Below are 19777 nucleotides of genomic sequence, written 5' to 3' on the forward strand. Positions count from 1 at the left end.
GCGGGGCGTGGGCCCGTCCCCGCGGGGCGTGGGCCCGTCCCCGCGGGGCGTGGGCCCGTCCCCGCGGGGCGTGGGCCCGTCCCCGCGGGGCGTGGGCCCGTCCCCGCGGGGCGTGGGACTGTTCCCGCGGGGCGTGGGCCCGCCTTCATGCCCTCACCACCGCAGGATCACCCGCCCAGGAACCCTGTTCGACCTGGGCGTTCCATGATCGGTACGACAACGGCTTCCGACGTCGGCGCATTGTAGGATCCGCAGGGTGGCAGAACTGATCAAGACCAGCGCGACCCAGGCTGACGATCACCCGGGCCGGCCCACCCGAGACCAGGTCATCGGCCGGATCGCCGATCACCTCACGGCCCGGGACCCCGGGCATCCGCTTCGGGTCGCGGTGGACGGTATCACCGCCTCGGGGAAGACGACCCTGGCCCGTGCGCTGGCATCTGCGGTCGCCGATCGCGGCCGACCCGCGATTCACCTGTCCATGGACGGGTTCCACCACCCGCGCGCCCACCGCCACCGGCAGGGCCGCGACTCAGCGGTCGGCTACTACCAGGACGCCTACGACTTTCCCGCGTTCGCACGGACCGTACTCACACCGATGGGCCCGGGCGGCGACCGCCGCTACCGCAGCCGCATCATCGACCTGGCCGGCGACCAGCAGATCGACGAACCCCCCGTCACCGCGCCGGCCGAAGCGGTGCTGATCGTGGACGGCAGCTTCCTCCAGCGCGGCGAACTGGCCCGCCTGTGGGACGAGGTCGTGTTCGCCGACACGAGCTTCCCCGTCGCCCGCCGGCGCGGCACCACGCGGGACGCCGCGCTCTTCGGCGGACTTGAGCAGGCCGAGAATGCCTTCGACAACCGCTACCACGCAGCCTGTCGGCAGTACCTGGCCGAGGCCGACCCGGCCGCGCGAGCAAGCATCGTCATCGGCAACGACGACGTCGACCACCCTGAACTACGCCGCATCGGCGACCTTCGACGGCCCCGGTAGCCTGCGCGGCCGTCCGGCCGACTGATCCTCGAACCGATGTCACGAAGTTCCCCGTCCCACCGACCGCAAGGCACCCCGGGGCCCGTCCCGGGGTGCCTTGCGGCATGGCGGGGTCCTGCTCAGTCGGCCGAACCCTGCCGGCCCTCCTCCCTGACGCGGGCCCAGGCACGGGCGAACATCTCGTGCGGGGGCTCGGGCGTGAGGAGGCGGACGTACGGGCCGTCGGCGGCCTTGCCGTACACGGACACCAGGTGCGGGGCCGTCTTGGCCCGCTCCAGCGGCAGGTGCGGGGCCTTGAGGTCGGTCCACTCGCCCGGGACGAACGCGGTGCGGCCCGCGCGGGCGCGCCGGCCGCCCACGATCACGCCGGCGGCAAGCAGTTCGGCCTGGACCTCCTTGTGCCGGGCGGGCGTCCAGCCGTTCCAGCGGCGGACGTTCTTGTCGGTGGGACGGGCCAGGGTCAGGAGCTGGAGGTAGAGCGCGGCCGCGTCCCTGCCGACGCCGAGCGTCCCGGCGGTCTCGGTGACCAGCTCCGGAGCGCTCAGAGCCGGGTTCGCCTCGTACCCCCCGGCGCCCACCGGGGTGCCGGCCGCGCGGGCCACCAGCCGGGCGAGACCGTCGAACTCCGCCTGGAGCGACCGCAGCCGGGGGCCCAGGCTGTCCGGGAGATGAGGGTGCTTCAGCTCGGCGCAGAGCCGCACCGCCCGGTCGACCCGCTCCGGATCGGCCAGCGCGGCCGCGCGTACGAAGACGTCTCCCCGGGGCAGGGCGACCACGAACAGCCCGTCGTCGTACGCGGTGGGGGTCTCGCTCACGCCCTCGTCGAGGGGGCGGGGGCACGGCAGGACCTGGCCCTCGTACGGGGCGAACCCCTCGGCCTCGGCCAGGGCGGGAAGGCGCGGATAGTTGAGCGGGATCAGGGTCCCGGGGTCCTCCAGCACCGCCCGCAGCCGCCCGTACAGGGCGAGCGCGCCCGCGGCGGCCGGATCGCCGACCGGGCGCTCGGTCAGCGCCCACGCCACCACCGAGGCGGCCTCGCGGTGCGCGGGCGTACTGCCGGCCACCCACATGCCGGGCGTGCCGTCGGGCTCGGCCAGCCGCACCTGGAGTTCGCCGGAGGTGCCGCCGACGAGCAGGAAGCCGTGCTCCCCGTAGGCGCTGCGGCCCTCGGGCGCCCGGCCGGCCGGCAGGGTGCGCGGCCAGTCCCCGGAGAGGCCCAGGTCCTCCTCCAGCTGCTCGGCCAGGCCCTCGTCCACGTACGGGCTCGCGCCGAGCAGCTCGGCCCAGACCGCGGCCATCCGCTCGGCGGCCGCGGTCATCCCGCCGGGCCGCCACAGTTCGGCCGGGTCCTGCGGGACGCCCGCGGCCAGCAGGGCCTGCCGGCCCGCCAGGCCGAGCTGGTGGCTGAGCCCGTCGTACTCCCTGACCATGGCCTGGGTCATCTTGTACGGCTTCAGCCGGAGCATCTTCTGGTGCTCCCGGTGGTCCTGCCGCCCGGGGAGGCCGGCGAGCGCCAGTTCGGCGACGGACCGCCGGACCCCGGTACGCCAGCAGAAGACGTCCACGGCTTCGGCCGGTACGGGCAGCGGCCCGTGCAGGGCGAGCAGTTCGAGCAGCCGGGGCAGGCGGGCGGCGTCGTCCCCGGGGACGGTCGAGGTGCCGCACTCCTCGGCATCGGCGGGGGCAGGGTCCTCGGCCCGCTGGAGGAACCGGGAGAGGGCGCCGCGCGGGGCCGCCGAGGCCACGGCCGATCCGGCGGACCGGCACGCGGCCAGGGCCTCCTCGGTCGCCCGGCCCGTGCGCCAGGAGCTGCCCTGTTCGGCGAAGGGCTGGCGGCTCCAGGTCTCCAGCAGGGCGGCCAGGGCGGCGCGTTCCGCCTCGGGGGTGCTCTGGACGGCGGCCCGCCAGGCCACCGCGTCGATCCGGCCGGTCAGGACGGCCCATTCGGCGGGCTGGGCCGGCAGGGCCAGGCGCCGGGTCTCGTCGTCGATCTCCCCGCGCAGGTGGCGGCCGTCCGCGGCGACGGCGGTGAGCAGCGCCGGGTACGGCCGCGGCACGTGGGCCTCGTACGGCCGCAGTTCCGGCAGCAGCCCGCGCAGGGCGGGGGTGAGTTCGGTGTCGGGGACGGCGGAGGGGAGTTCCACGACCGGCCCGGACCGCATGACGGCCACCCGGCGGGACAGCTCCTGGCGGCGGCGCAGCACGTCGGCGGCGAGCCGCGCGGCCCGCGCGACGCCCTCGGCGATCCGGGGCTCGCTCACCCCGGCCACGGCCGGCGCCGGGTCCGCGCGCAGGGCCGCGTCGAGCAGGGCGCGGACGGCCGCGTCGTCGACGCCGCGCAGGGTCTTGGAGGCGGCCTCGTCGCGCGGGGTGAGGAAGTGCCAGAAGGCGGGCGGCGGTACGGGCCCGGCCTCCTCGCCGAAGGTGGCGTCCTTGCGCCGGCGGTCCGATCCGGGGAAGCCCTGGACCTGCCACAGCAGGGAGTTGTCCTCGGCGGCGTGGCAGCGGATGCTCTCGTACTCCACCAGCACCGCGTCCTCACCGCCGGCCGGCATCCCGATGATGCCCCACGGGTGCTGCCCGTAGGTGCGGGTGCGGTAGCGGGCGCTCCGGCCGTCGATGGACTCCAGCAGGAACTCGCGCGGTGAGGGCCCGGGGTGCGGGGTGCGGTTGAAGACCCGGCAGCCGACCAGGCGGCCGGCCTGGCCCAGCGGTGAGGCGGGGGCGCCCTCGGGCAGGGGCGCCAGGGTCTGGTCGTCCTCGAAGGGCTCCATGCCCGGCGGCACCTGTGCCCCGGCGATGAACTCGGGCGGGGTGCGGTCGGCCGTCCGCTCGCCCGTCACCGGGTCGACCCGGTTGCGCTCCTCGCGGGCGTGGAAGACGGGGGCGCTCCAGTAGCGGCTGCCGTCGCTCAGCATGAAGTCGAGGTGGCCGATGCCCTCGCGGCCGCCGGGCCGCAGGACGCGCTCGCCGTCGTGCCGGCCGCCGCCGTCCGGGGTCTCGAACTGGTAGCCCTGGCCGCCCTGGATCAGGCCACCGTAGGGGCGCAGGCCGAGCGTCTGTGCCGGTTCGAAGACCTCCTCGGGGCGGTCGGCCCAGAAGGCGTGCGTGCCCTCGTGGGGCCGGGCCCAGCTGACGAGGAACGCGCCGCCCACGAAGTACACGCTGTGCCAGAAGGTGTTCTCGGGAAGCCGGAACGCGCAGGAGCCGCGCTCGCCGGCGTGGTCGACGGCCACGGCCCGGGTGTCCCCGTAGACGGTCAGGACGGGCCAGGTGCCGGTGACCCGGACGGTCTCGCCGGACGCGAATCCGTCCAGGGCCGCGTCCAGGGCGGGCCAGCCCAGTTCCTCCGGGATCCCGGCGCGCAGGGCGCGGGCCAGCGGGCCGGTCAGGTCCAGCTCCGCCAGCGCCTCCTCGATCCCGTCGAGGGCGGTGGCCGTGGGGCGGTCCAGCAGCTCCCGCAGTTCGCGCACGGCCTCGTCGGCGGCGGCGAGGCCCCCGCCGCGCAGCGCCCCGAGCAGGCCCTCGACGCGGCCGTGCACCTCGGCGGCGATCCCGGCGTTCTCCGGGAGCCGGGTGATGGCCGTGCCGCCGCCCTTGTGCCGGGCGTGGACCGTGCCCTCCAGCCGGCGGCCGAACACCGGGTCGGCGGCGAGGGCCTTGAGGTCGCGCTGGGACCGCTCGCCCCAGAACTCCAGCCGTACGGAGTCGCCCGGGTCCTCGACGGGGAGGCCTTCGGCGAGGCAGACGTCCAGCAGGTCGGCGTCCAGCCCCTGGTAGCGGTACCGGTCCTCGTGCAGCCGCAGCGGGGTGCCGGCCGCCTTCAGGCGCGGGGCGAAGAGGGTCACCAGCTCGAACAGCTCCGCCGGCATGGGCTGGCGCACCACTCCCCCGCCTGAGCGGCCGTGCCCGAACATCCAGGTGTAGCGGCGCAGCCAGTCGGCGAGCCCGCCCTCCGGCTCCACCCGCCCGTCGGCGGCGGCCTCGGCGGCCCCGGAGCGCAGCAGCAGCCGCAGCCAGGGCGCCGCGTCGCCCCGGGACTCGGGGAACAGCTCGATGAGCGGGGCGTGCAGCTCCGCCTCCGGCGGGTGCGCGGCGAGCAGCTTCGAGACGGCCTCCAGCAGCCGGTCGGGGACCGTCCGGCCGCGCTGGGCCGCCACGAGGGAGCCGAGTACCCGGGCCTCCTCGGCGGTGCCCAGTCCGGCGGCGCGCGCCGAGGCGCGGACCCGGGTGGCCAGGTCGGCGGGGAGTTCACCAGGGGAAGCCGCCCAGGCGGTGAGGACCCGTACGTACTCCTCGTGCGCGGCGGCGGGGTCCAGTTCGGCGGCGAGCCGGGCCTGATGGGCGCTCAGCTCGGCGGCGGGCAGCGCCCCGGCGCGGGCGTGGAGGAGGACGTTCGCCCGGTGCCGGGCGGCGTCCACGGGCAGCTGGTGCTCCACCTCGGCCTTGCGGGCCAGCGTGTAGGCGCGGCCGGCGGAGCGCAGGTGCCAGGCGATCAGCCGGTGGGCCACCGTCTCCCAGAACCAGGGCAGATGGGCCGGGGGGAGCTGCCGGGCCCGCCACTCCATCTGGTCCACGTAGGCGCCCGGCTTCTCGTAGGCGCGGTGGATGTTCTCGCGCACGGCGTCGAGCAGTCCGAGCGCGGCGGTCTCGGCGCCGGGGTCGTGGGCCTTGACCCAGTCGGTGTACACCTCCGAGGTGCGCGGATCGGCCGGGAGCGGGATCTGGAAACTCATGCCCCGATCCTGCCAGCCGCCACTGACAGAAGATCTCCCGCCGTCCTGTCACATCTTCTGGGCGGCCCGGGTCATAGGGGCATGACCACGAAGAAGACCGCCCTCGCCGTCCCGCTCGCCGCCCTCGTCCTGGCCGCGAGCGCCACCGTCCCCGCCGTCGCGCACGACACCCCCTGGCAGAGCGCCTGGACCGCCTCCCAGCAGGCCCCCTCGGACACCCCGTGGTACCCGAACTGGTCGAAGGCCGGCTTCGAGGACCAGTCGGTGCGCCAGGTGGTACGGGTCGGGGCGGAGGGCGGCGAACTGCGCTTGCGGATATCCAACGCCTTCGGCGGGACCCCGCTGCGGCTCACCGGCGCGACGGTCGCGCGCACCGCCCAGGGCGCGGCCGTGCAGCCGGGCTCCACCCGCACGCTGCGCTTCGACGGGTCGGGTTCGGTGACGGTCCCCGCGGGCGGGGAACGGTCGAGCGACGCGGTGGCGCTGCCCGTGAAGGCCTTCGAACGGCTCACCGTCACCTTCTACTTCAAGGGCCCCACCGGTCCGGCCACCTTCCACAACGTCGCGATGGGCAGCAGCTACCGGGCTGCCGGGAACCACCTGCGCGACTCCGCGCCGGGCGCGTTCACGGAGGCCGGTCCCTCCTGGTACCACCTGGCCGGGGTGGACGTGAAGGGCGGGCCGCGGGTGCGGCCCCGGAACGCGATCGTCGCCTTCGGGGACTCCCTCACGGACGGTTTCGGCTCCACCGGCGGCGCCGACCTGCGCTACCCGGACCAGCTCGCCGGCCGCCTCGCCGCGCAGGGCCGGCCGCGGCCGGTGCTGAACGCCGGGATCGGCGGCAACAAGGTGCTCAACGACTCGGAGTGCTTCGGGGAGGCGGCGGTCGAGCGGTTCCGCCGGGACGCGCTGGGTCGGCCCGACGTGGGCACGGTGATCCTGCTGGAGGGCACGAACGACATCATCCAGGCCGAGATGCCCTCCGACCGCTGCACCTCGCCGAACCCCCCGGTGACCGCGGAGGAGATCATCGCCGGGTACCGGCAGCTGATCGGCGCCGCCCACGCCCGCGGGGTGAAGGTGATCGGCGCGACCCTTCCGCCGTACCGGGACGACGCCCGGGACCAGGACTTCCCGCTCTGGACGGAGCGCGGCGAGGCCGTGCGGACCGCGGTCAACGAGTGGATCCGTACGGGCGGGGCGTACGACGGCGTCGTGGACTTCGACCGGGCGGTGGCCGACCCGGCCGCCCCCCAGCGGCTCCGGGCGGAGTACGCCTCCCCGATCGACCACCTGCACCTCAACGACGCCGGGTACAAGGCGATGGCGGACGCCGTGGACCTGAACTCCCTCTAGACCGCGACGTCATCGTCCCGGGGACGTCCACCCGGGGATGTACGCCGGCGGCGGTGTACATCCCCGGGCCGATGGCAACCGCTCGCGCCCGCCGTAGCGTTCGAGGCATCGGTCCGCACCGGGCCGGATGCCACGAGAGACAACGATGGAGACGACTCGATGCGACGACGCTTGTTCCTGGTCGGTGCCGCCGTTGCCACGGCCCTGGCGGGCACCCTTGCCACCACGACCGCCCACGCCGACGCCCGCCCCGTACGACCGGCCGCGACGGCACTCGTGCTGCCCGCCCCGTCCGGGCACCACCCGGTCGGCAGGGCCACCGTCCACCTGAAGGACGAGGACCGGGCCGATCCGTGGGTCCCCGCGGAGAAGCGGGAGCTGATGGTCTCCCTCTGGTACCCGGCCGCCAGGCCCTCGGACACACCCGCGCCCTACATGACGGCCGAGGAGTCCCGGCAGTACGCGGCCGCCACCGGACTGGACCTGCCGGCCGGCCTGTTCGCCGGGGTGAGGACCCACTCGACGGTGGACGCCAGGCCGGCGAGGGTCCGGGGCGGCCTGCCCCTCGTCGTCCTGTCCCCGGGCTTCGGCATGCCGCGCGCCACCCTGACCGGCCTCGCCGAGGAGTTCGCGTCCCGCGGTTACGCCGTCGCCGCCATCGGTCACAACTACGAGGCGGACGGCATCTCGTTCCCCGACGGGCGCACCACCTCCTGCCTGGCGTGCGTGAACAAGAACTTCCCCAAGGTCGGAGCGGTCCGCGCCGAGGACATCTCCTTCGTGCTCGACGAGCTCACCGGCGCGCGCCCGGCCTGGCGCGGAACCCCCGTCGACCGCGACCGTATCGCCGTCGTCGGGCACTCGGCCGGCGGTTTCAGCACGGTCCCGGCCATGCTGCGCGACCCGCGCGTCAAGGCGGCGGTCAACATGGACGGCAACTTCCACTTCCCGAACGACATCCCCCTGGACCGGCCGTTCCTGATGCTGGGCAAGGCCGGCCACGTACCGGGCGCGGAGAAGACCTGGGACGAGACCTGGACCGAACTGACCGGATGGAAGCGCTGGCTGAGCGTCGACGACACCGACCACCTGTCCTTCACCGACCTGGCGCCGCTGGCCAAGCAGCAGGGTCTGCCGCTCCAGCGGCTGGACGGTGACCGTGCCGACACCGTCACCAGGACCTATGTGACGGCGTTCGTCGACACCCACCTGCGCGGACACAACACCCCGCTGCTGGACGGCCCGACGGAACGCTTCCCCGAAGTGCGCTTCCACCGACCCTAGTTGACGTCGTACGAAAAGGCCGGACGCGGCTCCGTGGTGGAGCCGCGTCCGGCTGTCTGTCCCGCCCGCGGGGGACGGTGTCGCGGGGCAGACGATCAGTGGGCCGCCGCGGGGGCCGGGTCGGCCGCGCCTTCCGCGGCCGCTGCGGAGCCCGCCGGGCCGGCGGAGCGGCGGCCGACGACCAGGAGGGTGAGGACCGCGAGGCCAGCGCCGATCCACAGGACGCTGGCGGTGGCCAGATTGTCCACGGCGATGCCGCCGAAGAGGGCGCCGAGGGCGATCGACAGGTTGAAGGTGGAGACGTACAGCGAGGAGGCGGCTTCGGTCGCCTCGGGAGCGGCGTCGAGGATCCAGGTCTGGAAGGTCACCGGTACGGCTCCGTAGCCCAGGCCCCACAGGACGAGGATCAGGGCCGCGGTGGCGGTGGTGTTGCCGACGGTGGCGAGCAGCACCATGGCGGCGGCGAGGACGATCGCGATGCCGATGACGACCTGGCGCAGCCGCTTGGCGATCAGGGCGCCGGCGATGAAGTTGCCGGTGATGCCGGCGACGCCGAAGGTCAGCAGCAGGGCGCCGATCATGCTGTCGCTCACGCCGTCGTCCTGGAGGAGCGGGCGGACGAAGGTGTAGGCGAGGAAGTGACCGGTGATCACGAGGAAGGTCATGGCGATGCCGACGCGGACTCCGGCGTTGCCCTTCCAGACCTTGGGCAGGTCACCGAAGCCGATGGTGCGTTCGGCGGGGACCTTCGGCATCAGGAAGAGCATCGCGGCGAGGGCCACGAGGCCGAGGATGCCGACGGCGGCGAAGGCGGTGCGCCAGCCGGAGAGGTCTCCGAGGAAGGTTCCGGTGGGCACGCCGAGCACGGAGGCGGTTTCCACTCCGCCGAAGATCACGGCGGTGGCCCGGGCGACGTGCCGTTCGGGCACGAGGCGCAGGGCGATGCCGCCGGCGATCGACCAGAAACCGCCGACGCTGATGCCGATCAGGAAGCGGGCGATCAGGACCACGGCGAAGCTGGTGGCGAAGGCGGAGGCGAGGTTCGCCAGGCCGACGATGGCGATCAGGATGGCCAGCACGAGCCGGCGGTCGTACTTGCCGGTGGCGACGGTGACCAGCGGGGCCGAGATCGCGGCGACGAGGCCCGGGATGGTGACCATGAGGGCCGCGGTGCCCTCCGAGACCTTCAGGGCGTCCCCGACCGGGGTGAGCAGGCCGACGGGCAGCAGCTCGGAGGTCATGAGGGAGAAGATGCCGAGGGTGACGGCCAGTACGGCGAGCCAGCCCTTGACCGCGGAGGGTTCCCTGCCCGCGGTCAGTGGTGCGGATGAGTCGAGCGTGGTCATGGTGTCAGTCCTTGGTCAGGGGTCCCCCTCGGGCGCCGGGAGACGGGGGACGGGCATGCGGAAGGCGGGCATACGAGGGGCGGTGGCCTGGCCTGTCCGGCGGTGGCCACCGCCCTGGTGCGCTGCTATGGGTTCTGGGGGTCGTGGACCGGCCGGCCTATTCGGTGCCGGGGGTCTTGCGGGTGGCGACGTTCATCCGGTTCCAGACGTTCGCCGTGAAGATGAGGGCGATCAGGTGCGCCAGCTCCTCCTCGCCGAAGTGGCGGGCGGCCTCGTCGTAGACGGCGTCGGTGACGCCGCCGGGCAGGAGGGTGATCTCCTCGGTGAGGGCGAGGGCAGCGCGCTCCTTGACGGTGAACAGGCTCGACTCCTGCCAGGCGGTGAGCTGGTAGATCCGCTCCTCCGACTCGCCGCCCTTGCGGGCGTCGCCGGTGTGGTAATCGATGCAGTAGGCACAGCGGTTGATCTGCGAGGTGCGGATCTGGACGAGCTCCAGGAGGACCGGGTCGAGGCCCTGCCGGGCGGCTCCGTCCAGGGCCAGTACGGACTTGAAGATCTTGGGGGCGACGGCGGCGAAGTTCATGCGCTCAGGAACCTGAAAAGTGGTCATGTGAAGACTCTATGAGCGCAATCGGCCCCGAGTAGGGTTCATTTCCATGCAGAGATCATGGGTCAATCCCGCGGACGATCCCGCCTCCGAACCGGCCGGCACCGGCAGCGATCTGCACCTGGAACTCAGCGGCGAGGGCAGCCTGCGCAACCAGCTGATGCAGGCGCTGCGCACCGCCATCGACTCGGGCCGGCTGGCCCCCGGCACCCGGCTGCCGCCCTACCGGGCGCTGGCCGCGGACCTCGGGATCGCCCGCAACACCGTCGCCGACGCGTACGCCGAGCTGGTCGAGGAGGGCTGGCTGGCGGCCCGCCAGGGGTCCGGTACCCGGGTGGCCGAGCGGGCGGCCCCGCTGCGGCCGGACCGGTTGCGCGGACCCGCCCGGCCGACGCACCGGCGCACCGCGCACGACCTGATGCCGAGCTCCCCCGATGCCTCCGCCTTCCCCCGTACGGCCTGGATCGGCGCCGCCCGCCGGGCCCTGGCCGCCGCCCCGCACGATGCCTTCGGGGTGGGTGACCCGCGCGGCCGGATCGAGCTGCGGCGGACGCTGACGGAGTACCTCGCACGGGTGCGGGGCGTACGGACCGCACCCGACCGGATCGTCGTCTGCTCGGGCTTCGCTCACGGGCTGGAGCTGCTCGGCAGCGTGCTGCCCGGTCCGGTCGCGGTGGAGTCGTACGGGCTGCCCTTCCACCGGGAGGTCCTGGAGGGCGCCGGGCTGGCCACCGTGCCGCTGACGGTGGACAGCAGCGGCGCGCGGATCGGCGAGCTGGCGGGGACCGGGGCCCGGGCCGTGCTGCTCACCCCCGCGCACCAGTTCCCGACGGGCGGGCCGCTGCACCCCGAGCGGAGGGCGGCGGTGGTGGACTGGGCGCGGGCGACCGGTGGAGTCCTGATCGAGGACGACTACGACGGGGAGTTCCGCTACGACCGCCAGCCCGTCGGCGCCGTCCAGGGCCTGGACCCGGACCGGATCGTCTACATCGGCTCCGCGAGCAAGAGCCTGTCCCCCGCGCTGCGGCTGGGCTGGATGGTGCTGCCGGGCTGGCTGGTCGACGACGTGCTCGCGGCGAAGGGCCCCCGCGAGATGTGGTCGGGGGTCACCGACCAGCTGACCCTGGCCGAGTTCATCGGCTCGGGCGCCTACGACCGCCACCTGCGCCGGATGCGCCTGATCTACCGGCGCCGCCGGGACCTGCTGGCGGCCCGGCTGGCCGAGCAGGCCCCGCACATCAGGGTGAGCGGGGTGGCGGCCGGGCTGCACGCCGTGCTGGAGCTGCCGCGGGACACCGAGGAGGCCGCCTTGCGTGCGGCCCGCCGCCAGGGGCTGGCGCTGGACGGGCTCGGGCCGTACCGGCACCCGGGCAGCTCCATGCCCCCGCGCGACGGTCTGGTGCTCGGCTACGGAACCCCGCCCGACCACGCCTTCGCGGCGGCCCTGGACGCCCTGTGCCTGGCGCTGCCCGATCCGCCGCAGGAGGAGCGGGAGGGGGCGGGCCGCCAGGATCCGCCGCGCCGCCGGGACGGCTCGCAGCACCGGTAGCGCACGCACGGGCGCCGCCGCCCGGTGCGAACCGGACGGCGGCGCTCGGCCGTTCCCCTCCTCCTTCGTGGCGCCGCGTCAGTGGCCGGGCGCCGCGACCAGGGCGTGGCGCAGCTCGGTCTCCAGCCGGTCGAGGTCGCCGTGGTGCCCGTGGGCGGCGATGTGCCCGTCGGGCCGGACCAGGTAGTACCCGGGGCGGGCGCAGAGCCCGCCCCGGCCGGGGAGCTCGGGCGTGGCCCGCAGTACCCGCACCCCCGGCCAGGGGCTCGCGGTGTGCTCGGCCCGGGCCGTCCAGCCCCTGTCCCCGGCCGGCGGGCGCAGCACCAGGGTCCAGCCCGCCGGGTCCCGGCCGGGGCCGGCCAGACCGAGGGCCAGGGCGGTGACGCGCGGGAGGACGGATCCGGCCCGGACCCCGCCGGGCAGCCGGTCCCGTACCCGGCAGGCTCCGGCGGAGGGCTGCTGGGTGTCGCGCTGCGGGGTGTAGGCGAGCCGGCGTCCGGCCATCACGGGCGCGTACAGCCGGGCGGCGGCGCCGGTGCGGTCCAGTACCCGGAAGGCGTGGTCGCGGGCGGCGACGCGGCGCCGGGTGCGGGCGGTCAGGGCCCGGGTGTGCAGATCGGTGTCGCGGACGATGCGGGCGGTCGCCTCGACGCGCTCGCGGCCGTAGTCCTCCAGGAGGGCGGCGGGCGACTCCCCGGCGAGGACGGCGGCGAGCTTCCAGGCGAGGTTGTGCGCGTCCTGGAGCCCGTTGTTCATGCCCTGCCCCCCGGCCGGGCTGTGGACGTGCGCCGCGTCCCCGGCGAGGAAGACGCGGCCCCGCGAGAACTCGGTGGCCCGCCGGGCGTGGACCCGGAAGACGGTCTCCCACACCGGTTCGGTGATCCGTACGCCGTGCGGTCCCCGGGTGTCGATGAGCCGCTGCATGTCCTCGCGGGTCAGCCGGGTGCCCTCGGGCATCACGGACAGGAACCGGAACACCCCGTCGGGCTGCGGTACGACGCAAAGGGTGCCGGAGGTGCTCTGGTAGTACGAGATCTCGTCGGGCGGCAGGTACCCGTCGACGCGGGTGTCGAGCAGCGCGAAGGCCATCTCGTACGTGGATCCCTCGAAGCCGATGCCGAGTTGGCGCCGGACGTCGCTGCCGGCCCCGTCGGCGCCGATGACGAAGGCCGCGGTGAACCGTTCGACGGGCCCGTCCCCGTGTTCCAGTACGGCGGTGACCGTGCCGCCGGGCACGATCCGGCCGGAGTAGTCGACGTCGTCCAGGCACAGGAGCCGGACGCCGCGCTCCACCTTCCCGCCGAGGGAGTGCAGCCGCTCGGTGAGGATGCGCTCGGTCTCGGGCTGCGGGAGCTGGCGGGCGGCGAGTTCCTCGGTGAAGGTGAGCGAGGCGACGGGCCGCCGGTCGGAGAAGTAGCGGAAGGCCCGTACGGGTACGGACGCCTCCCGCACGGCGTCGCCGACGCCGAGGTCGGTGAGGATGTCGCGGACCCGGGGCCACAGCGACAGGGCCTTGGGCACCCGGGCGGCCTCCCGCGCCCGGTCGACGATCCGTACGCCCACGCCGCGCCGCAGCAGTTCGCAGGCGGCGAGCAGGCCGGTGGGGCCGGCTCCGACGATCAGCACGTCGGCTTCGCTGGTGGCGTTCACTCGGGTGTTCTCCTCCCTGTCGCCGGGCGTGGTCAGGACGCCTGCGGGTCGGACAACCGCCGCAGGCGTGCGCTGAGTTCGATGCGCTGGACCTTCATCGTGGCCGTGCGCGGCAGCTCGGTCAGCTTCATCTGGACGGGTTCCGCGAGCTGGGGCCACTCGGCGGCCGCGGTGCGCCAGCGGTCCGGGTCCAGGGGCTGGTCGTCGCGGGTGCAGAGCACGGGGACGCCCGCGCCGCCCGGGCCGGGGACGACGACCAGCTCGGTCAGTTCGTCGAGCCTGCCGAGGACGGTGTCCTCGATCTCCAGGGTCGAGTGGATGCCGGGGATGGCGTCGACCTCGCGGTCCAGCAGGTGCAGGCAGCCCTCGTCGGTGCGGTACCCGAGGTCCATGCCGCGCCACCAGCCGCCGTGCACCTGGGTGTCGTAGCGCTCGCGCTCCCCGAAGTAGCCGAGCGCCCGGCCGGCGGCCTGGACGTCGATGTAGCCGGGGTTGTCACGGGTGACCTCCTTGCCGTTGCGGCTGACGAGCCGGAACTTGGTGTCGGAGGGGAAGGCGTAGCCCTGGCAGCGGCCGTCGGCGCCGAGGGCGGTGGCGCGGGTGAAGCCGCGGCCGACGAGCGGGCCCGTCTCGCTCTGCCCGTAGATCTGGTAGAAGAGCGGCGAGCTGCGGTCTGTGGCGTGCAGCAGCTTGTGCATGGTGCTGGGGTGGATGGCGTCGAAGGTCGTGCTGAAGAACTTCACGTTCGACAGCGGGCGCAGCGGGTGGTCGGCCAGCACCTCCCACTCCATGAAGGAGTTGGGGTGCGATTCGATGAAGCCGGGGCGGGTCTCGGCCCAGAGCCGCGCCGCGTGCTCGGGCTCGGCGTCGTTCATGATGACCATCGGGTTGCCGCGCGGCAGCAGGACGGCCAGGGCCAGCGGCATGCGCGAGTGGACGTAGCTGACGTGCAGGGCGACCGTCTCGTGCTCGCGGATCATGTCGAAGAGCTTGGCCTGCGGGCGGTAGCGCCCGTGCAGGGTGCGGGCGGAGTGGACGACGAGCTTGGGCAGGCCGGTGGTGCCGGAGGTGTGCGTCATCAGCGCGGGCAGGTCGAGGTGGGGGACGACGGGGGCCTGGCGCGGGGATCCGGCCAGGTCCGCGAGGGAGACCGCGCCCGGCCGGGAGCCGGCCACGATGACCACCTGGCTGGTGATCTCGGCGAGGGGGGCGTCGGCGAAGGATCCGTCCAGCTTCGCGATGTCGGTGACGAGGTACGGGGCGCCGAGCCGGCGCAGCAGCGCGAGGACGCTGTCCGCGTCGAGGTACGGGGAGAGCTGTACGGGGACGGCTCCGAGGCGGGCGACGGCGCTGGACAGGATGTTGATGTCGAAGCCGTTGGACTTGTGGATGGCGACGTGTTCGCCGCGGCGCACTCCGGCCGCGTACAGCCGGGCGGCCGTGTCGTCGACGTGCTCGGCGAGTTCGGCGAACGTCATGCGGCGCCCGGCGTCGGGGAGCAGGTCGAGGTCGTGGTCGAGGATGATCAGCTGGTCGCCGTGGTCCTCGGCGGCCCGCTCGGCCACGAGACCCATGTAGAGGCCCTTGTCACTGCCGTTGACGGGAAGCATTGCGGAGCTCCTTCGCTGGAGGGGTGCGGGTGGTGGTCAGATCAGGCCGGTCAGCAGGGATTCGACGATGCGTACGCCGTCCCGGGTGAGCACGGATTCGGGGTGGAACTGCACGGAGGCGAAGTGCGGTCCGCGCAGGGCGTGCACCTCGCCGGTCTCCGGGTCGCGGCTGACCTCGGTCACGCCGACGCCCTCGGCCTCGGTCTTGTCCTCGGCGCTGCGGGCGGCGAACGTGTTGTAGAAGCCGACGCGTTCGGCCTTGCCGAACAGCGTGATCTGACGCTGCACGCCCTGGTTGGGGTGGTCGCGGCGTACGAGGTCGAGTCCCAGTTCGCGGGAGAGGACCTGGTGGCTGAGGCAGACGGCGAGGAAGGGGCGCCGCTCCGCGAGGAGCCGGCGGACGTCGGCCGTCAGCCGGGCGATCTTCGGGTGGGCGGTGTCGCGCGGGTCGCCGGGGCCGGGTCCCATGACGACCAGGTCGTGGGCGTCGAGGGAGTAGGGCTCGTCGAAGCGGCTCACGGTCACCAGCAGGCCCATCGAGCGCAGCTGGTGGGCGATCATCGAGGTGAAGGTGTCCTCGGCGTCGACGACGAGCACCGACCGGCCGGCCAGGGAGGCCCGCGGCAGGGCCCGTTCGGCTTCCCCGGCCAGCCAGTACCCGGCGATCGTCTCGTTGCGCCGGGCCAGGGCGGCCCGTACGTCCGGGTGGGCGGAGAAGCGGGTGGCGCCGTCCGACTCCAGGGCGGCGAGCAGCCCGGCAGCCTTGGCGCGGGTCTCCGCGACCTCGGACTCGGGGTCGGAGTGGCGGACCAGGGTGGCGCCCACCCCGATGGCGAGCCGACCGCCGGCGTCGATGTCGGCGGTGCGGATGAGGATGACGGAGTCCATCTCCCGCTCGCCCCGGTCGTCCGTGCCGATGAGGGCGGCGACTCCGCTGTAGTAGCCGCGGCCCTGGGGTTCGTACCGGCTGATGACGCGGCAGGCGCTCTCCAGCGGGCTGCCGGTGACGGTCGGGGCGAAGAGGGTCTCCCGCAGGATCTCGCGCGGGTCCCGGGTGGTGCGTCCCTCGATGAGGTACTCGGTGTGCGCGAGGCGGGCCATCTCCTTGAGGTAGGGGCCGACGACGCGGCCGCCGCCCTCGCAGACCCGCGCCATCATCTTGAGCTCTTCGTCGACGACCATGTACAGCTCGTCGGTCTCCTTGCTGTCCGCGAGGAAGTCCATCACCTGCGGCAGGGTGGGGCCGGTGGCCGGGTAGCGGTAGGTGCCGCTGATGGGATTCATGACGGCGGTGCCGCCGTGCACGCTGATGTGCCGTTCGGGCGTGGCGCCGACGAAGGTGCGGCCGCCGGTGTGGGCGATGAACGTCCAGTAGCCGCCCGACTCCTGCTCCAGCAGCCGGCGGAAGAGGGTCAGCGCGCTGCGCGGGGTGTAGTCGCTGATCTCGGCGGTGAAGGAGCGCTTGATGACGAAGTTCGCGCCCTCGCCGGTGCCGATCTCGTCCGCGATGACCCTGCGGACGATGTCCGCGTAGCCGGCGTCGTCGATGTCGAAGCCGCCGCCCGTGAGCCGGATGGGCCGGTCGCCGATGCGGGCGGCGGCCTCGGCGAGCGGGACGCGTTCCTGGCCGGTGACGGTCAGGGTGATGAGCGGGGAGCCGTCGTCGGTGGCTTCGAAACCGCGCTCGCCGATCTGCCGGAACGGTACGAGGACCAGCGCCTCGTGCCGTGCGCCGGGCGCGGGGTCCGCGGGCAGCGGTACGGAGTCCAGTGTGGCGGGGTGCGACACGTCGCCGACGAGCACCTCGATGATGCCGGGCCCGGTGGTGCCGGGCCGGTGCAGCAGGGCGAAGGGCGGGGGTTCGGGGGCGAGCACCCGGGCCAGCAGATCGTCCTCGGGCGGGGCCGGCGGGGCGCTCATGCGAGGACCTCCTTGGCGGTGGTCACCACGGCGCAGCGCTGGGCGGCGTAGCTGAGGGTCCGGCGGTGGTCCTCCTCGGAGAAGTCGGCCAGCGCGTCCGCGACCAGGAAGGTCTCGATGTCGTGGCTGAACGACTCGACGGCCGTGGCCAGTACGCCGACATGGGCGTACACGCCGCAGACCAGCAACTGGTCGCGGCCCGCCTCGCGCATGCGGGACAGCAGGTCGGTGTGGTGGAAGGCGCTGTAGCGCCACTTGGTGAGCACCCAGTCGCCGGGACCGGGCCCCAGCTCCGGCGCGATCTCGCGGTCGGCGCGCGAGGGCTTCATGCCGGGACCCCAGAAGTCCCGCAGCAGCCCGCGCTGGCGCTCGGTCATACCGCCCGGCTGGGCCGTGTAGGCGACCGGGATGCCGAGTTCGGCGCACCGGTCGCGCAGCAGCGCGGCGTTGCGGACGAGCTCGGCGCGCAGGGTGTCCGGCAGCGGCGCCAGGAAGTAGCGCTGCATGTCGTGCACCAGCAGTACCGCGCGGTCCGGGTCGGCGGACCAGGTGGCGATGTTGAGGGGCAGGTCCCCCGATGTCGGCATCGGGTAGGCCTCGATGGTCGGGATGCCGGCCATGGCTTCCTCTCGTGGCTCTGATGTGGCTCTGATGTGGCTCTGGCTGTGCCGTGGGGCGGGCGCGGCGGGTCAGACGCCGAGGGTGGCGCCGCCGTCGACGGTCAGGGTGTGCAGGGTGATGTGCGCCGCCTGGTCGGAGAGCAGGAAGACGACGGCGTCGGCGATGTGCCAGGGCTGCGCGAGCCGGCCGAGCGGGATGCCGACGCGGTACGAGTCCCCGTGCCCCTCGACGGAGGTGCGCGGGCCGGACTCGTCCTGCCACATGGAGCGCAGCATGGGGGTGTCGGTCGAGCCGGGGGCGACGACGTTGCAGCGGATGCCGTGGCGGGCGACTTCCAGGCCGAGGCTCTTGGTGAACATGGTGGCCGCCGCCTTGGAGGCGGCGTAGGCGGCCATGTCCGTACGGGGCGTGCCGGCGGCGTTGGAGGCGACGGTGACGATGGAGCCCTTGGCGCGCTCCGCCATCCGGTTGACCACGGCGCGGGAGACGTGGAACACGCCGGTGGCGTTGACCGCGAAGGTGGCGTTCCAGTCCTCGTCCGTGAACTCGCGCGCCTGGCCCGTGCGCAGGATCCCGGCGGCGTTGACGAGGTGGTCGAGGGGGCCGAGTTCACGTTCCACGGCCGCGACGGCCCGCTCCACGTCGGAGCTGCTGGTGACGTCGGCGGGGTAGGCGGTGGCCTTGATCCCCTGGCCGGCCAGTTCCTCGACGGCCGTGCGCAGTTGCACCGGATCGCGGTCGACGGCCGCGATGAGGACTCCGCGTTCACCGAGGGCGCGGGCGACCGCGCTGCCGATGCCGCCGGCCGCGCCCGTGACGAGGGCTATGGTGCCTTCCATCAGAAACTCCAGCTGGATACGACGGATATGGCCTGTCCGGGGTTGAGGCGCGGGTCGCAGTGGCTGGTGTAGAACTCGCCGACGCGGCCGACGGCCGTCGGGTCCGATACGCATTCGGTGACGGCGTCCGGGGTGGTCTCCAGGTGGAAGCCGCCCGCGACGCCGCCGGCCCCGGTGACGGCGAAGTGGAAGGCCACGGCCTCGCGTTCGACGGCCTCGACGTAGCGGGTCTTGTACCCGTCGGGCGTGCTGACGGTGTTGCCGTGCATGGGGTCGGTCAGCCAGATCACCGGGTGGCCCGCTTCGCGCACGGCGGTCACCAGCGGCGGCAGGGCATCGGGGAGCGCGTCGGCGCCCATCCGGGCGATCAGGGTGAGCCGGCCGGGCTCGCGGTCCGGGTCGAGCCGCTCGCACAGTGCGAGCAGTTCGGCCGGGGTCATGTTCGGGCCGACCTTGCAGGCCACGGGGTTGCTCACCCGGGCCAGCAGTTCGACGTGGGCGCCGTCGACCTGCCGGGTGCGCTCGCCGATCCAGGGCCAGTGGGTGGAGGCCAGCATCCGGCCGCCCGCCCCGTCGCCGCGGAGCATCGAGACCTCGTAGTCCAGGAGCAGGGCCTCGTGGCTGGTCCACACCACCGGGTCGATGCCGGCGCCGGGGCTGCCCGCGCGCCAGCCGAGGTTGCGCATGACGTCGTCGGCGGCCATGTAGCCGGTCAGCAGCCGCAGCGGGTCGGGGCGTCGGCTGTCGGCGTCGGGTTCGGGGCCGTTGACCATGTGCCCCCGGAAGACGGGCATCTCGACGCCGTCGACGTGCTCGGTGGGCTGGGAGCGGGGCTTGGCGTACTGGCCGGCGATCCGGCCGACGCGGAGCACGGGCTTGCCGGTGATCAGTCGCAGGGATCCGGCGAGCAGGTCGAGGACGGCGGCCTTGCGGGCGACGTGGCCGGGGGTGCATTCGGCCGGGTCCTCGGCGCAGTCGCCGATCTGGACCACGTGGGCCTGGCCGGCGGCCACCCGGGCCAGCAGCCCGCGCAGGGTGCGTACGTCGTCCGCGGCCACCAGCGGCGGGCGGACCAGCAGTTCCTCCCTGACCCGGCGCAGCTGCGCGGGGTCGTCCCAGTCCGGCTGCTGGAGCGCAGGTTTCAGCCGGATGCCGGTATCGGCGTTTTCCACGGGGGTGCCTCCGAGTAGACGAGCAGGGGCGCGCTCCGCGCGGACGGCGCGGTTGCGCTGGCCGCGCGGGATGGCGCGGGGCATGGGTGCGCT

13 protein-coding genes are annotated in these 19777 nt (G+C 74.1%); 4 read left to right on the top strand and 9 right to left on the bottom strand.

What is annotated here, in order from left to right:
- The first annotated feature begins 256 nt into the window (after positions 1-256).
- A complete protein-coding gene (locus ACZ4TG_RS32900; protein ID WP_468170127.1) occupies positions 257-994 on the top strand; it encodes a nucleoside/nucleotide kinase family protein in 738 nt (245 codons plus the stop codon).
- Positions 995-1113: 119 nt separating this feature from the next.
- Here ACZ4TG_RS32900 and ACZ4TG_RS32905 read toward each other — a convergent pair whose 3' ends face one another.
- Entirely contained in the window at positions 1114-5730 is a 4617-nt protein-coding gene (locus tag ACZ4TG_RS32905; protein WP_468170130.1) for a hypothetical protein, read from the bottom strand.
- An 81-nt stretch (positions 5731-5811) separates the two neighbouring features.
- On the opposite strand from ACZ4TG_RS32905, the gene ACZ4TG_RS32910 reads away from it, so the two are divergent.
- Complete coding sequence (locus tag ACZ4TG_RS32910; protein ID WP_468170133.1) at positions 5812-7086, top strand: SGNH/GDSL hydrolase family protein; 1275 nt, start codon at positions 5812-5814, stop codon at positions 7084-7086.
- A gap of 159 nt (positions 7087-7245) precedes the next feature.
- Positions 7246-8370, top strand: coding sequence for an alpha/beta hydrolase family protein (locus ACZ4TG_RS32915; protein WP_468170136.1), 1125 nt, complete (start codon positions 7246-7248; stop codon positions 8368-8370).
- Positions 8371-8465: 95 nt separating this feature from the next.
- On the opposite strand, the gene ACZ4TG_RS32920 is transcribed toward ACZ4TG_RS32915, so the two are convergent.
- The gene (locus ACZ4TG_RS32920; protein ID WP_468170139.1) at positions 8466-9716 is read right to left on the bottom strand and encodes an MFS transporter; all 1251 of its coding nucleotides are present in this window, start codon (positions 9714-9716) and stop codon (positions 8466-8468) included.
- Between the two features lie 157 nt (positions 9717-9873).
- Complete coding sequence (locus ACZ4TG_RS32925) at positions 9874-10326, bottom strand: carboxymuconolactone decarboxylase family protein (protein WP_468170142.1); 453 nt, start codon at positions 10324-10326, stop codon at positions 9874-9876.
- Between the two features lie 46 nt (positions 10327-10372).
- Here ACZ4TG_RS32925 and pdxR point away from each other — a divergent pair, with 46 nt between their 5' ends.
- On the top strand, positions 10373-11872 hold the full coding sequence (gene pdxR / locus ACZ4TG_RS32930; RefSeq protein ID WP_468170145.1) for a MocR-like pyridoxine biosynthesis transcription factor PdxR: 1500 nt from the start codon (positions 10373-10375) through the stop codon (positions 11870-11872).
- 78 nt (positions 11873-11950) lie between these two features.
- On the opposite strand, the gene ACZ4TG_RS32935 is transcribed toward pdxR, so the two are convergent.
- The 6 genes from ACZ4TG_RS32935 to ACZ4TG_RS32960 all read right to left on the bottom strand — a co-directional run bounded on the left by ACZ4TG_RS32935 (position 11951) and on the right by ACZ4TG_RS32960 (position 19684).
- Positions 11951-13522: an FAD-dependent monooxygenase gene (locus ACZ4TG_RS32935; protein ID WP_468170148.1), complete on the bottom strand. Its 1572-nt coding sequence runs from the start codon at positions 13520-13522 to the stop codon at positions 11951-11953.
- A gap of 32 nt (positions 13523-13554) precedes the next feature.
- Positions 13555-15132 (bottom strand): class I adenylate-forming enzyme family protein, encoded by a 1578-nt coding sequence (locus tag ACZ4TG_RS32940; RefSeq protein WP_468170151.1) that lies wholly within the window; start codon positions 15130-15132, stop codon positions 13555-13557.
- Between the two features lie 36 nt (positions 15133-15168).
- The gene (locus ACZ4TG_RS32945; protein WP_468170155.1) at positions 15169-17052 is read right to left on the bottom strand and encodes an anthranilate synthase family protein; all 1884 of its coding nucleotides are present in this window, start codon (positions 17050-17052) and stop codon (positions 15169-15171) included.
- A complete protein-coding gene (locus ACZ4TG_RS32950; protein WP_468170158.1) occupies positions 17049-17672 on the bottom strand; it encodes an isochorismatase family protein in 624 nt (207 codons plus the stop codon). Before ACZ4TG_RS32950 ends, ACZ4TG_RS32945 begins: the two co-directional genes overlap by 4 nt.
- 69 nt (positions 17673-17741) lie before the next feature.
- Positions 17742-18512 (bottom strand): 2,3-dihydro-2,3-dihydroxybenzoate dehydrogenase, encoded by a 771-nt coding sequence (locus ACZ4TG_RS32955; RefSeq protein ID WP_468170161.1) that lies wholly within the window; start codon positions 18510-18512, stop codon positions 17742-17744.
- Positions 18512-19684 carry a 3-deoxy-7-phosphoheptulonate synthase gene (locus ACZ4TG_RS32960; protein WP_468170357.1) on the bottom strand — a complete coding sequence of 391 codons (1173 nt, stop codon included), beginning with the start codon at positions 19682-19684 and terminating at the stop codon, positions 18512-18514. Before ACZ4TG_RS32960 ends, ACZ4TG_RS32955 begins: the two co-directional genes overlap by 1 nt.
- Positions 19685-19777 lie beyond the last annotated feature (93 nt).

The organism is Streptomyces sp. NPDC028314, from assembly GCF_055565795.1.